Source organism: Cupriavidus metallidurans CH34 (genome assembly GCF_000196015.1).
In the GTDB taxonomy this organism is placed as follows: Bacteria; Pseudomonadota; Gammaproteobacteria; order Burkholderiales; family Burkholderiaceae; genus Cupriavidus; species Cupriavidus metallidurans.
This window is the reverse complement of the sequence record NC_007974.2, coordinates 2,063,434-2,076,943: the sequence shown is the minus strand read 5'-3', so window position 1 is coordinate 2,076,943 and position 13,510 is coordinate 2,063,434. Positions and strand designations below refer to the sequence as shown.

General features: G+C 65.4%; 13 protein-coding genes. 4 read left to right on the top strand and 9 right to left on the bottom strand.

All coding sequences use genetic code 11. The features are described 5' to 3' along the window. Positions 1 to 35: 35 nt before the first annotated feature. From RMET_RS27385 to RMET_RS27355, 7 genes are all read right to left on the bottom strand, one after another. Positions 36 to 941, bottom strand: a complete 906-nt coding sequence (locus RMET_RS27385; RefSeq protein ID WP_011519760.1) for a DUF2950 domain-containing protein — start codon at positions 939 to 941, stop codon at positions 36 to 38. A gap of 12 nt (positions 942 to 953) precedes the next feature. Further along, positions 954 to 2,273: a DUF3300 domain-containing protein gene (locus tag RMET_RS27380; RefSeq protein WP_104670228.1), complete on the bottom strand. Its 1,320-nt coding sequence runs from the start codon at positions 2,271 to 2,273 to the stop codon at positions 954 to 956. Between the two features lie 277 nt (positions 2,274 to 2,550). Then, complete coding sequence (locus RMET_RS27375; RefSeq protein ID WP_011519758.1) at positions 2,551 to 3,204, bottom strand: HugZ family pyridoxamine 5'-phosphate oxidase; 654 nt, start codon at positions 3,202 to 3,204, stop codon at positions 2,551 to 2,553. Positions 3,205 to 3,519: 315 nt separating this feature from the next. Next, positions 3,520 to 3,813: a hypothetical protein gene (locus RMET_RS27370; RefSeq protein ID WP_011519757.1), complete on the bottom strand. Its 294-nt coding sequence runs from the start codon at positions 3,811 to 3,813 to the stop codon at positions 3,520 to 3,522. A gap of 175 nt (positions 3,814 to 3,988) precedes the next feature. After that, positions 3,989 to 5,203, bottom strand: a complete 1,215-nt coding sequence (locus RMET_RS27365) for an MFS transporter (protein WP_011519756.1) — start codon at positions 5,201 to 5,203, stop codon at positions 3,989 to 3,991. A gap of 69 nt (positions 5,204 to 5,272) precedes the next feature. Further along, a complete protein-coding gene (locus RMET_RS27360; protein ID WP_029310002.1) occupies positions 5,273 to 6,565 on the bottom strand; it encodes an NAD(P)/FAD-dependent oxidoreductase in 1,293 nt (430 codons plus the stop codon). A 31-nt stretch (positions 6,566 to 6,596) separates the two neighbouring features. After that, on the bottom strand, positions 6,597 to 7,475 hold the full coding sequence (locus tag RMET_RS27355) for an MBL fold metallo-hydrolase (RefSeq protein ID WP_011519754.1): 879 nt from the start codon (positions 7,473 to 7,475) through the stop codon (positions 6,597 to 6,599). A 213-nt stretch (positions 7,476 to 7,688) separates the two neighbouring features. Here RMET_RS27355 and fisR point away from each other — a divergent pair, with 213 nt between their 5' ends. The 3 genes from fisR to RMET_RS27340 all read left to right on the top strand — a co-directional run bounded on the left by fisR (position 7,689) and on the right by RMET_RS27340 (position 10,959). Then, a complete protein-coding gene (fisR, locus tag RMET_RS27350; protein ID WP_011519753.1) occupies positions 7,689 to 9,014 on the top strand; it encodes a sigma 54-dependent transcription regulator FisR in 1,326 nt (441 codons plus the stop codon). A gap of 223 nt (positions 9,015 to 9,237) precedes the next feature. Beyond that, on the top strand, positions 9,238 to 10,092 hold the full coding sequence (locus tag RMET_RS27345) for a sulfite exporter TauE/SafE family protein (protein ID WP_029310004.1): 855 nt from the start codon (positions 9,238 to 9,240) through the stop codon (positions 10,090 to 10,092). A 48-nt stretch (positions 10,093 to 10,140) separates the two neighbouring features. Next, positions 10,141 to 10,959 (top strand): c-type cytochrome, encoded by an 819-nt coding sequence (locus RMET_RS27340; protein WP_011519751.1) that lies wholly within the window; start codon positions 10,141 to 10,143, stop codon positions 10,957 to 10,959. 19 nt (positions 10,960 to 10,978) lie between these two features. Here the strand turns inward: RMET_RS27340 and RMET_RS27335 are convergent, their stop codons facing one another. Then, the gene (locus RMET_RS27335; RefSeq protein ID WP_011519750.1) at positions 10,979 to 11,890 is read right to left on the bottom strand and encodes a bestrophin family protein; all 912 of its coding nucleotides are present in this window, start codon (positions 11,888 to 11,890) and stop codon (positions 10,979 to 10,981) included. Between the two features lie 286 nt (positions 11,891 to 12,176). Here RMET_RS27335 and RMET_RS27330 point away from each other — a divergent pair, with 286 nt between their 5' ends. Beyond that, positions 12,177 to 12,926 carry a hypothetical protein gene (locus RMET_RS27330; protein ID WP_035821763.1) on the top strand — a complete coding sequence of 250 codons (750 nt, stop codon included), beginning with the start codon at positions 12,177 to 12,179 and terminating at the stop codon, positions 12,924 to 12,926. Here the strand turns inward: RMET_RS27330 and RMET_RS27325 are convergent. After that, the gene (locus RMET_RS27325) at positions 12,856 to 13,449 is read right to left on the bottom strand and encodes a hypothetical protein (RefSeq protein ID WP_011519748.1); all 594 of its coding nucleotides are present in this window, start codon (positions 13,447 to 13,449) and stop codon (positions 12,856 to 12,858) included. The two genes, RMET_RS27330 and RMET_RS27325, sit on opposite strands and share 71 nt — an antisense overlap. Between the last annotated feature and the right edge of the window lie 61 nt (positions 13,450 to 13,510).

Genomic DNA, 13,510 nt, shown 5'->3' with positions numbered 1-13,510 from the left:
AAGGTGACGCTGCGACCCTACGACCTACGACCCTGCTACGGCGCCACCTTTCTCCATCCCGCACCCGGATCGAAGTTCCGGATCTCCTTGGCCTTGACCGCGCTGTCGGCGCCAAGGTCTCGCTCGTAGACTTGGCCGTCGTGGCTGACCATGAAGCTCATGACGCCGGTGTCCTGATAGCGCGCCGGCCATGCCAGCACGGCAAAGCCGCCGAAGAGATTGCCGTTGACCACATAGCTGTAGGCCCCGCCCGGGGCGTTGGGGCCTTGCGCGTCGAGCAGCTTGTAGTGATATCCGTAATAGCCATCCTTGCTGGCATGGCTTGTTCCCGCGCCGCGAAACGCAGCGCCTAGCGGGCTCTGTGGCTCGCCTGGCGCGGAGGCCCAGTAGAGGCCATCCTGCTTGCCGGGCGTGCTCGACAGCTTCGATGCGTACACCAGCGTCTTGCTGCCATCGTGCAGCGTCAGCGCGTATTCGGCCTGTGCGTCGGTGATCGCCAGCATGGTCTGGATGACGGCCAGCTCGTTGCGGCCCACCCTGCGCACCCGCATTTCCTCCACGCCGGCCAGCGTGTCGAACTGCCAGCCCTTGCTGCCCTTCACCAGTGGAATGGGGAAGGTCCAGCCGTCGTCTCCCACGTCGATATAGGCGCGATTCTCTTTCTGATCGACAGCGTGGGACTTGCCCCAGGCTGTCAGGAACTTGCTGCGGACCTCGGCGCCCACCGGCGGAATGATGTCGCGGAACTTGCCGCCGAACAGTTTCTGCAGCGTCGGCTCGTCGTCGTTGATGACGGCGTTGCCGAAAGCGGTCATCGCGGCCTCGGGCGTGGCGAAGACCTCGTTGGCGTGCGCCGCGGGTGTCAGGCTCGCGGCTGCACCCAGCAGCAGCGTGCACAGGGTGCGGCGAAGTGTTGCGCGGATTGGCGTCGTCAGTGTCATGGTTGCCTCCGCTTATCGACGTCCACCGCCGCCGCGGCCGCCACCGAAACCGCCGCCACCGCCACGCGCGCCGCCCGAATATCCGCCACCGCCGCGATTAAAGCCCGATGACTGCATGCTGGAACTGCCGCGATTGGTGTTGTTCTGCGTGCCGGCGCCGTTGCCGACGCCCTGGAAGCCGTTGTCCCGCCCGCCGAATCCCGCGCTGTAGCGGTCGGCGGCCTGTGCGCGGTCGGAGGCGCCGGCCCGGTTGCCGGCCGCCGCGCGATCCGCCGTCGCGGGGCGGTCGGACGTGCCCGCGCGGTTGCCCCCGTTCATGCGGTCCGAGGCTGATGGGTTGCCGCCGGCCATGCGGTCGGAAACCCCGGCGCGATTGCCGGCGCCCGGATCGCGGCCACGATAGTTGGCGCGCCGGTCGGCGGCGCCAGCCTGCTCGCGGCCGAAACGTTCGCGCGTAGCGTTGTCGCGATAGGCAACGCCCTTGCGATGATCGACGCTGTGCTCCCATCGACTGCTGCCCTGGCCACCTTGTCGACCATTGCGATCGAAATTGCGGTCGATATTGGTGGCCTTGTGGTGGTCGACGTGGACGTCGCCCCCGCCCCAGTTGCAGTCACCAAAGATGGCTGCCGCGGCGGCGAGGCCGAACCCGAATGCCAGGCCGCTGCCAAACGCGTAGCCCGGGTAGTACGCCGGGTAGGGTGGCCAGTAGTAATAGGGGTAGGCGGGATAGGCCCAGCCGCCATAGACCACCGCCGGGTCGTAGGCGGGCACGTAGATCACCTCCGGGTTGGCCGGCTCGATCCGCACGATGGTCTGCGACACCGCGCCCGACGTGGTCGCCGGCTCGACGATCACGCGTTGCTGCTCATTCGATTGCAGGTTGCCGGCATCGCGGGCACGCGCGCGCAGCCGCTGTACCGCTGCGAGCACATCCCTCTCCTGGGCCAGGAATGCGTCACCGAGCTTCTGGGTCCAGTCGAGCTTGTCGTACATAGGTTCGAGGATCTGCGGGAATGCCACCAGCGACTTCACGCTGACGTCCCACGACTCGTTCTGCACAGCTTTGACCGCGGCATCGCCTTTCTCGCCAGGGTGCGATTTCACCCAGCGGGCGGCAAAGACGATCTCCAGCGGATAGGTCGACGCCATCAGCACCTGCGACAGCACGGTATCGGGATAGAGCGCGATCGGTGCGACCAGTGCCTCGATCTCCTCGGCCTTGAACGGCGCGGGAGCGGGGGCGGGCTTTTCCTGGGCCATGACGCCGGTTGCCACGAGGGCCATGCCGGCGAGCAGGGCGGCGCCGATGGTGGGCGCCAAGCGTTGCATCCAATGGTGGATCATGGTCTGGCCGCAGTAGTTGTCAGCGTACCTGCACGACTATGGGATGAGATCCGGATGCCTGCAATTTCCCCAAAGGGTAAGGTCGGGTGCGCCGCGCGGGGAATGCTGCTCCGCACGATGGGCGCTTCGGTCCCCATCACTGGTATGTGATAGGGCACCTCACGCGAAAAGTCCAAGCCAGCGACGGGCGGGTGCGTGCTGCTGCATATCGCGCGTCATCGCGTCAGCACGTTTGCGTGGGCAGTGCCGGCCGGCCAAGCCATCATTGCCGCGCCGCCGTGATCGCCGTGATCGCGTGAGTGGCGGCCTGGATGGCTTCATCGATCGGCGTTGTGCCGGCAAGACGATGTCGGTGGCGGCGTCCATTGATCTCGACGTCGACGCCGAGCGGATCGATGCCGAGCACGCGCACGCTCTCGGGAACCAGGCGGGACATTCTGCTCACGAGATCGGCTTCTTCTTGCGCGGGGAGCGTGGGCACAGCGTCCAGATCGGCTTGTTCCACCCAACCCATCCTGCCGACGCCGACGATGAACCGTACCTTGACCGGCTTCAGCCGGAAGAACGCGAAATCGAGCGCCAGCAGACGTTCGGCGCCGGGCTCATAGCGCAGGTAGCGGTCGCGCAGGGCAGTGTCTGGCTCGAAGCGTTCCGCGTCTCCGACGATCGTCAGTCGGCTGGCGGCCTGCACATCCGTGGCTTCCGGCTGCAGCACAGACAGGCTCATCCGTGTATCCGCGAGCAGGTTCTTCGTGTGTTCGGCCAGGGCGCTGATGCAGATGACCGGTTGATGCGCGTGGTCCGTGACATAGGGCACCACGGTGGCGTAGGGATAGCCGGCCAGGACGGACGATTGCGTGGCAAGCGTACCGAAGGCGGCTTCGTGCAGCAGATGGATGGCGTGTACGGTGAGCATGCTGATCCCGGGGCTAAGAAGTCATTTCAAAATGATTCTGGCGTCGTTGCGGGGCCTTGCCGTACGACTTGTACTGTCTGCGGCCCCGCGTCTAGCCAGAACCGCTTCGCTTCATTTTGAAATGGCTTCCAAGTCGTGGAGACATGCCGTCATGGTCGCACAGATGATCGGATGATCGGATGACAAGGCGGAGAGGCAAGCGCGGAGACCTTCCTCTCGCTTGCGCTCTCCGCAAGAGCCCGTGGTTCGAGCGTCGCCGCCACGGCATTCGCCTTGACCGTGGCGGTGAACCCCCCGATAACGCGACGCCGGGGCTTACTGCTTCTTGGAGTTGTCCGGAGCAGCGGTCTTGGCAGCGCCGGCCGTCGCGCCGGTGGTGTCAGTGGACTTCGCCATGTCGGTCGTGGCCTTGGCCTTGTGATGCGTGCCCTTGGCGGTGGACTTGTGCGCGCCGGTATGAACGTCGGCCTTGTCCTTGTGGGCGCTGGCCTGAGCCTGCGCCGGTTCCGACTTCGACGGGGTGGCCGAGGCGGCAGCCGGTGCGCCGGTCTGCGCGAAAACGGTACCGACGAAAGCGACGGATGCGAGAGCAGCGAACAGCTTCTTCATGATGTCAACTCCTGGGAGATTGTTAGCCCGACAATGCGTCGTGCTTACCGGAAAAAACGGCACGCAAGCGGTCGCCGTTGACGCCGGAGTCGTGACAATCCGTAAGTTGTGCAACACGAACAGGAAGGTTGTCTTCGCAAGGCGCTCAGCAAACCTCGGCGAATCTCAGCGAACCTCAGCGGGTGGCCGCGCCGGAGGCGGGGCGGTTGCGAAGCCGGTGGATCAGCAGTGCGATGGTCAGCACGCAGAAGCCCGCGCCCGCGTGGAAGGTGGCGGCCGCACCGTGCCGGTCCCACAGCCAGCCGGCCATGACACTGGCTGCCAGCAACGCCAGCCCGCTGGCCAGATTGAAAACGCCGAATGCAGTGCCACGCAGATCCGCTGGCGCGGCATCGGCGACCATCGTGGCCAGCAATCCCTGGGTCATGCCCATATGCAGGCCCCACAGCGCGACCCCGACCAGTGCGATGCTCCAGTGAGAGCCGACTGCGAGCACCGTATCCGCGACGATCAGCACGGCCAGGCCAGCCACCAGGAGCTTGTCATGGCTGCAGTTGTCCGCGAGCTTGCCGAACGGATAGGCCGTGACGGCGAACACCGCGTTCATCGTTACCAGCACCAGCGGCGCCATAAACAGCGGTAGCCCTTCCTGCTGGACGCGCAGGATCAGGAATGCCTCGCTGAATCGGGCCAGCGCGAAGGCCGTGCCCACGGCAACCACGCCCCAGTACGCCGGACCGAGCCGCGCCAGGTTGGCGCGCCGGATCGGATTCACACGCTTGTCTCCGGTGTGGGTTTGCGGTTCCTTCACGCCGAATGCGAGCAAGGCAACGGACAGCACGCCGGGCACCACCGCCACCCAGAAGATGGCGCGGAAGTCGTTCGCCCAGAGCATCATCAGCCCGATGGCGATCAGCGGGCCCAGGAATGCGCCAACCGTGTCGAGTGCCTGCCGCAGCCCGAACGCCGCGCCGCGCAGATGGGCGGGCGCGATATCGGCCACCAGCGCATCGCGGGGCGCGCCGCGAATGCCCTTGCCGATGCGGTCGGACAGGCGTGCCGCCAGTATCGTGCCGACGCCAGGTGCCACCGCGAAGAGCGGCTTGGACAGCGCGCCGAGCCCATAGCCGAGCACGGCCAGCGCCTTGCGCTTGCCGAGATAATCACTGAGGACGCCCGAGAAGACCTTGACGATCAGGGCGGTGGCTTCGGCCGCGCCTTCGATCAGCCCCACGGCCAGCGCGCTAGCGCCGAGCGTGGTGACCATGAAGACGGGCAGCAGGCTGTGGATGATCTCCGAGGAGATGTCCATCAACAGGCTGACGCATCCAAGCATCCAGATGCCGGACGGGATCTGTCGCAGGGTGCTGGCGGGAGCGCGCGTTGCCATGGCATCGGTCGATGGCGTGCGCGGACGCGCACGATCCCGCCTTTTTACTACAGGAAGGCCGCGCCTGGCTTAGCGGCCCTGAAGTTCGGGATTCGCGAGCCATTCGCGGCCCTTGAGCATCCCGCGCCAGTAAAGCGGCGGCAGGATGCGCTCCTTGAGCCACCATGCCATGCGCGAGGGGCGCTTGCCTTCGATGAACCAGCTCGGGAATGTCGGCGCGACCTTGCCGCCGTACGTGAACTCGGCCAGCACGATCTTGCCGCGTTCGACGGTGAGCGGGCACGAACCATAGCCGTCATAGCGCGCTTCACCCCGTGCCGAGCCGCGCTCGGCCAGCACGTTGTGCGCTACCACTGGCGCCTGCTTGCGGGCGGCGGCGGCCGTCTTCGCATTGGTCGTGTTGCCGGCGTCGCCGAGACCGAAGATATTGCCGAAGCGCGTATGGCGCAGCGTGGCGGGGTCCACATCGATCCAGCCGGCGGCGTCGGCCAGTGGGCTCGAACGGATGAAGTCAGGCGCCTTCTGCGGCGGTACGGCATGCAGCATGTCGAACTCGCGTGTTACCAGTGCCGTCGTGCCATCGGCGTTGGCGCGGCGGAATGTGGCGCAACGTGCCGGGCCGTCGACGGCGACCAGCGTTTCGCCGAAGTTCAGGTCGATGGCATAGCGTTCGACATACTCCATCAGCGCGGGCACGTAGTCCGCCACGCCGAACAGCACATTGCCCGCGTTGCAGAACTGGATGTCCACGCGATCGAGCACGCCGGCACGGCGCCACGCATCGGCCGAGAGGTACATGGCCTTTTGCGGCGCGCCCGCGCACTTGATCGGCATCGGGGGTTGAGAGAACAGTGCCTTGCCGCCTTGCTTGCGCACGAGTTCCTGCACGAGCTTCCAGGTATATGGCGCCAGGTCATAGCGATAGTTGGACGTGACGCCGTTGCGGCCGAGCGCCTGCGGCAGGCCTTCGATGGCATCCCAGTCCAGCTTCAGGCCGGGGCAAACCACCAGATGCTCGTACTTGACCACGCGGTTGCCTTCCAGCATCACCGCATTGGCTTCCGGTTCGAATCCCGTGACAGTGGCCTTGATCCACGACACACCGCGCGGCAGGACCGATGCCATCGTGCGCGCGGTATGCGCGGGTTCGAACACGCCGCCGCCCACCAGTGTCCAGCCCGGCTGGTAATAGTGGATGTCGGCCGGGTCGATGATGGCGATGTCGAGGCCGGGCTTGCGTGCCAGCAGGCTGGATGCCACGGCAATGCCCGCGGCGCCGCCGCCGATGATGACGACGGCGTGGCCGGCATCGGCCTGTGCGAGGGGTGTTTGGGGGTCGAGGGGCAGGGGGCGCGATTGCATGTTTTTTCCTTGTCGAATCTGGGGCGAAGACTCAAAGCGCGTTGATCGGGATCTTCAGATAGCGCGTGCCGTTGGCTTCCGGCGGCGGCATTTCTCCGGCGCGCATATTGACCTGCACCGATGGCAGGATCAGCGTGGGCATGGACAGCGTGGCGTCGCGGGCCTGGCGCATCGCGACGAACTCGTCCTCGCTCACGCCATCGCGCACATGGATGTTGCTGGCGCGCTCTTCCGCCACCGTGGACATGAACAGCAGCTCGCGTCCGCCGGGCTGGTAGTCGTGGCACATGTACAGGCGCGTATCGGCGGGCAGGCTCAGCACCTTGTTGATGGAGCGGTAGAGCGTGCGCGCATCGCCGCCGGGGAAATCGCAGCGGGCGGTGCCGTAGTCGGGCATGAACAGCGTGTCGCCAACGAATGCGGCGGTGTCCTTGCCGTTGCTGATCACGTACGTCATGCAGGCCGGTGTGTGGCCGGGGGTGTGCATCGCGCGCACCTGCAGGCTGCCGATCGAGAGCGTGTCGCCGTCCTGCAGCAGGCGGTCGAACTGACTGCCGTCATGCGCGAACTCCGGGCCGCTGTTGAACAGCGTGCCGAATACCTTCTGCACCGTGGTGATATGGCTGCCGATGGCGATCTGGCCGCCGAGCCTGGCCTTGAGGTAGGGCGCGGCGGACAGATGGTCGGCATGTACGTGGGTTTCCAGAATCCACTGCACGCTGGCGCCGAGCGTCTGCACGCGGTCGATCATGCGGTCTGCGCTGGCGGTTCCGGTACGGCCGGATTTCGGGTCGTAGTGGAGCACGCTGTCGATCATCGCGCACTGCTGGCTCTCACGGTCGAGCACGAGGTAGCTCAGGGTCCACGTATCGGGGTCGAAGAAGGCTTCGATGACCATCTGTGTTGTCATATGTGTCGGCGTTTCCGTTTTTTGATCGGGGCAATGACTCAAAACCCGTGCCATGCTGCCTGTGCGCCACAAGGCGATGATTTCCAAGGGATTTCGCTTCCAGCGCGTGCGAAGCGTGGACTGTCAGGCACCTCGGGTCACTGCCAACTTGGCAGTGTTGGCAGAACTTGGCAGAATGGCGCCCTTGTTTTACCCGCCCCGCCCCCCGCCCCTATGGATCGCCCCACCACACTCCAGGGACTGTTGTCCTACCTGGAACAGGAAAGCCAGCCGACGATCGTGCTGGATACCGACTACCGCATCCTCGCTGCCAATACGGCCTACCGCCGCCAGTTTGGCGCGGTGGAACGCCCCTATCTGGGCCAGCCCTGCTACCGCGTCTCGCACGGCTATGATGTGCCGTGCGATCAGGCCGGCGAACACTGTCCGATGCGCAAGGCGTTCGAGACCCGTGGGCCGGATCGCGTCCTTCACATCCATCACACCCCGCGTGGCCCCGAGCATGTGAACGTGGAACTGCGCCCGATCCTCGACGACAACCACCAGGTGGTGGCTTACGTCGAGCGCCTGAACACCGTGCGAAGCGCATCGGCGCGGCCGAGCGCGGAAGGGCTGGTGGGACGCTCGGAGGCCTTCAATCACGCGCTGGAGGCCGTGCAGCGCGTAGCACCGTCGTCGTTACCGGTGCTGCTGCTCGGTGAATCGGGCACTGGCAAGGAGATGTTCGCGCGCGCCGTGCACGAGGCCAGCGACCGCGCCAGCGGGCCGTTCGTCGTGGTCGATTGCTCGGGCCTGACGGAGACCCTGTTCGAGAGTGAGCTGTTCGGCTACGAGAAGGGCGCGTTCACCGGCGCGCAGGCGCGTAAGCCGGGGCTGGTCGAGACGGCCGAGGGCGGCACGCTATTCCTCGACGAAATGGGCGATGTGCCGCTGGCCATGCAGGTCAAGCTGCTGCGCCTGATCGAGTCGGGTACTTACCGGCGCGTGGGTGGCGTCGAGACGCTGCAGTCGAACTTCCGGTTGGTTGCCGCCACGCACAAGCCGCTCGATCAGATGGTGGCGCAGGGGCTGTTTCGCCAGGATCTGTACTTCCGGATCGCGGCATTCCCGATCCATCTGCCGTCGCTGCGAGACCGCCTGGACGATATCGCGCTGCTGGCCGAGTCGATTCTGGCGCGCGGCAATCGGACCAAGGACCCGCTGCGGCTGAGTTCTGAGGCGCTCGCGCGCATGCGCGCTCACCACTGGCCGGGCAATATTCGCGAACTGCGCAACGTGCTGGAGCGCGCCCGTCTCTATGCCGACGACGGTGTGATCCGCGTGAAGGATCTGCCGCCGGGAATGGGCGAGGCCCGTGTGTCTTCGGTCCGCTTCGTGCCGCCGTCCGCGTATCGCACGCAGGCGCCACGGCAGGATGACGATGAGGCGCTGCGTTTCCACGCAAGCCACTTCACGGGCACGCGCCGCGCGCTTGCCCAATCGCTCGGCATGAGCGAACGCACCCTCTATCGCCGGCTCAAGGCGCTGGGCATCGAATAGGTGTCGTTCGGGGTTCCCCCCACTGCCAATCGGCTGCCACGTGCTGCCATCATGGCAGCACTGTCGCGCGCTGGCAGCGCCGATGCCGCTTTCGCAGTCTGCGCATTCCGCGCCGAGCCCTTGTTCCATGGGGGTTCCCGGCCGTGCGCGTAGGTGGCACGGAATTTGTAATGATTGGCGCCTTACAAAAATTCTTACGCTCGCCCCCCCAGCGTTTGTCCTGATGGAATCGATCTATGCCGTGGGCGCCTCTCTGGGCGCCATCGTGGGCCTGATCCTGGCGCTGACCGGCGCTGGCGGCGCCATTCTTGCCGTGCCACTGCTGGTATTCGGCCTGCATCTACGCATGGCTGAAGCCGGCCCGATCGCGCTGCTGGCGGTTGGCGTGTCGGCTGCGGTTGGCGCGTTAATCGGGCTCCGCGCGGGTATCGTGCGCTATCGGGCTGCCGCCATGATGGCGGCAAGCGGCGTGCTGGCCTCGCCCGTCGGGCTATGGCTCGCGCACCGGGTGCCGAACGGCCCGCTGACCGTGTTGTTCGCGATCGTGCTGGGCTGGGTGGCCGTGCGCATGTTCAGGCAGAGCCGCGCGCCGCAACCAGTGGCCTCGGCGGCCGCGGCGGCCACTGCGGCCTCAACCGCCATGCTGCCGCAGGGACCGCTACCACCCTGCCAACTCGATGACGCGACAGGTCGCTTCGTCTGGACGGCGTCTTGCACGCGCGCGCTGGCGGCGTCGGGTATCGGCGCGGGCTTTCTCTCCGGTCTGCTGGGCGTAGGTGGCGGTTTCGTGATCGTTCCCGCGCTGCGCCGTGCGACCAATGCGCCGGTCAAGACGATCGTGGCCACGTCGCTGGCCGTGATCACGCTGGTGTCCGCTTCGGGCGTGGTGTCCACCGCGCTGGCCGGCAATATGAACTGGCATGTCGCCGCGCCGTTCGCGGCGGGCGCGATGCTCGGGATGCTCGTCGGCAGGCTCTTCGCCAGCCGCCTGAGTGGTCAGCGGCTGCAGCAGGGCTTTGCTGTGGTCGCCGGACTGATCGCCATCGGCATGGTGGTCAAGGTCGTGCTTGCAGTCTGAGGGTAGGCAAGCCAATAAATCGTTCACATATAAACCTAGGAGAACAAAGTGAACCGGACAAAACTGGGTGTTCTGGCGTTTGTCGCCATGGCGGCATGCGCGCCGTTCGTATCGCACGCGGAGAAGACCGTGCCCCTGGTCGTTCCCGACGAGGCGTCGATTCCAACTGGGCCGATCGGCGATGCTGTCCGCCGTGGCAAGCAGTTGCTCACCGATACCCACAAGCAGTTGCCAAAGAACGTCGGCAACGGGCTGAACTGCACGAACTGCCACCTGAGCGGCGGCACGACGGCCTATGCCTCGCCTTGGGTGGGGCTGTCGGGCGCGTTCCCGGAATACCGCTCGCGCAGCGGCAAGCTGATCTCGCTGCAGGAGCGCGTCAACGACTGCTTCCAGCGTTCGATGAACGGCAAGCCGCTGGCGTTCGATTCCGCCGAGATGAACGCGATCATGGCCTATATGAAGTGGCTCTCCACCGGCGTACCGGTCGGCACCAACGTCACCGGCCGAGGCTTCGAGAAGATCGACACCGCGCTCGTGCCGAACCGCGAGCACGGCAAGGCCGTCTACGCGGCGCAATGCGCGTCGTGCCACGGCGCCGATGGCCAGGGCATGAAGAACCCTCAGGGCGGCTACGTGTTCCCGCCGGTCTGGGGCAAGGACTCGTTCAATATCGGCGCGGGCATGGCGCGGATGTACACGGCTGCGGCCTTCGTCAAGCACAACATGCCGTTAGGCCAGGGTGGCACGCTGTCGGCGCAGGATGCGCTCGACGTGTCGGCATACTTCACGGCGCAGCCGCGCCCGGACTACGCCGCGCGTGCGAACGACTGGCCCAAGGGCGACAAGCCGAAGGACGCGCGCTGATGCGAGGTGATTCCCCGGCCTAGGTCTGGATATATCCGTCGTTGACCGGCCGGGGGCTAAGCGGCTGCTCGCCCACCATCTCCAGCACGGTCGATTCGATCATGTAGGACATGGTGGCCAGCGCCAGGTCGTTGGGCTCTTCGCCGAAGGGCTCCTCGATCTCCGCGCTGAGCGCTTCCAGCGCGAAGAACGTATAGGCGATGAAGCAGACGATCACTGGCGTCATCAGGCCGATCGTGTCGAGCAGCCCGAACGGCAGCAGCACGCAGTAGAGATAGATGCAGCGGTGGATGATGACGGAGTAGGTGAACGGAATCGGCGTGCTGGCAAGGCGCTCGCATCCGCCCAGCGCGCTGCCCAGATGGCTCAGCGCGTTTTCCATCGGCAACGCCAGCGACGGCGACAGCTTTCCCAGGCGTAGCTGCTCGCCCAGCCATTCGCCGGCGATCAGCAAGGCGATGGCGGGTTTGAACCGGGCATCGCGCATGCGCTGGCTGGTGGCGGTATCGACGAACGGCGCGATGTCGGCCGCCGGATCCGTGCCGCGCAATTGGTGGCGCAGCGTGTGCACGAAGACGCAGAGCCGGTGGGCCAGTTGCCGGGCGGCATCGGGGTCCGACGTCAGCGTCAGCGCCTGCCGCACGAGCGACCGCGACTCGATCAGCACGCTGCCCCAGAGCGTCCGTCCTTCCCAGTAGCGCGCATAGCTGGTGCTGTTGCGAAAGCCCAGGAAGATAGCCAGCGTCAGCCCGATCAGCGAGAACGGGACGAAATTCAGCGATACCTTCCAGTCCCAGATCCGCCCGTGAAACGCCGTGATGAGCGCGGAGAACAGCGTGACGCCGAGCAGTTGCGGCGCGATTGCCGGCAGCACGGACCCGCGCAGGACGAACAGCATCCGGAACCAGTGCAGTTGAGGCCGTGTGATCATGGGTGTTCGTACGGGGGCTGGGTCAGGATCTTCTGTTTTCTTCGGGCGCCGGCATGGCCGAGAGAATACACCTTGATGACAGCCCACCTGTTGCAGGCGACCGACATTCTGAATGAAGTGCCAACTTCATAAGACGCCGTGCAGATCTGATTGTTATACTTTTTATAACGATTAAAACGGGTATGGCAGAGAGTCTGGGGGTCACGCAGTGGAAGGCTGTTCGAGTTGGGGCGGGTATCCCGCGTTCATAAGCACAATCCCGGCGGCGCAATCGGATCGGGCGGGTGTGTCCGCCGGCGATCGCAAACCGGGTCTGGATGCTTTTCTGGCTTCATATGCCGGAATGCAGGGCAATCCTGAATCGCCGGTCTGGCTGTGCGAGGCAACCTCGCGCCTGGCGGGCTCGCCAATCGCCGCGTCGCCAGAGCCGTTGCAGATGCCCGTCGTCTGGAATGCGGATTTTCGTCAGCGCAATCAGGACGAGATGCCGAAATGGCAGAGTCATCAGAAAATCGCGCGGATTCTGGCCGCCGTGCACACGCCTGCCACCGATCCTGGCGCGCCGGACTGGAAAGAGTATTTCCAGGAGCGGCTGTACGGGCCGGCGGGTAACGAATTCTGGCTGAGTCTCTACCCGGCATTGGCCCGGACCGAGGATTCGGCATCCGGACGTTCGCCGCACGACACATTCGCCGTGCCACGCACGCTCCCGCGCTATGCGGCGCTATGCCGGCAGGGCGGACGCTTCGAGTTCGTCACGAGGCTCGCGCGTCACATGGCGCCGAAGATCATCGTTTGCTTTGGCCATCAGCATTCCGATGATTATCAAAGCGCGTTTGGTTTCGCTGGCGTTGTGGGAGAGGAAGTGATCCTGCAGCCGGCCGATCTGCCCAAGCGGCTGCGCGTCTTCACGAAGGACGGGACGAAACTGGTGATCGTGCCGCTGCTCGGCGGCACGGACGGCATCAATTCCGATGTCCTGCAGATTGCTCTGGGAAGGTACATTGGGCGTCTGCTCTCGGCCGGCGCGGCATGAGCGCGAGCAAGCCCTTGATCGTGTAGATCACGATTAGCGTGCCAGACAGGTCACCGATAAACATGACAAAGAAGCTCTGCACGACGTGGTCCGCACCGTCGTGCAGATAGAACCAGATGTGATGCAGCAGCGGGCTGGCCACCGAGTACGCCACGATGCAGGCCAGCAGGCGTTTCGGCGTCAGGTTGGCCAGTGACGCCCGCAGTCCAAACCAGTGCTGCGCCGACTTGTACACGAGATAGGGCGCGACAGTCGCCAGGATGCCGCCCATGAACGCGCGGCTGAAGTCATCCGGAAACAGGTACAGAAAGCAGACGAGCCAGGAAACGATCAGCAGGCCCAACGCGCCGGCCCCGCCGAACAGCAGTGTCGCGACCAGCCGCACGCCCGCAGGCAGGTAGATCCAGTTGATGCCGGGAATCAGTTCCAGTTGCGGGAACAACCAGTCGTTGGCCGCCAGCGTCAGCGCAAACATGACGATCGTCGCCAGGACCATGGCGAACTGCAGACGGAGGTGGGGCATTGACGTAGAATCCGGCCGGTACCAAATTGGGGACCGGCGGATGATAGCGCATCCGCCCTCC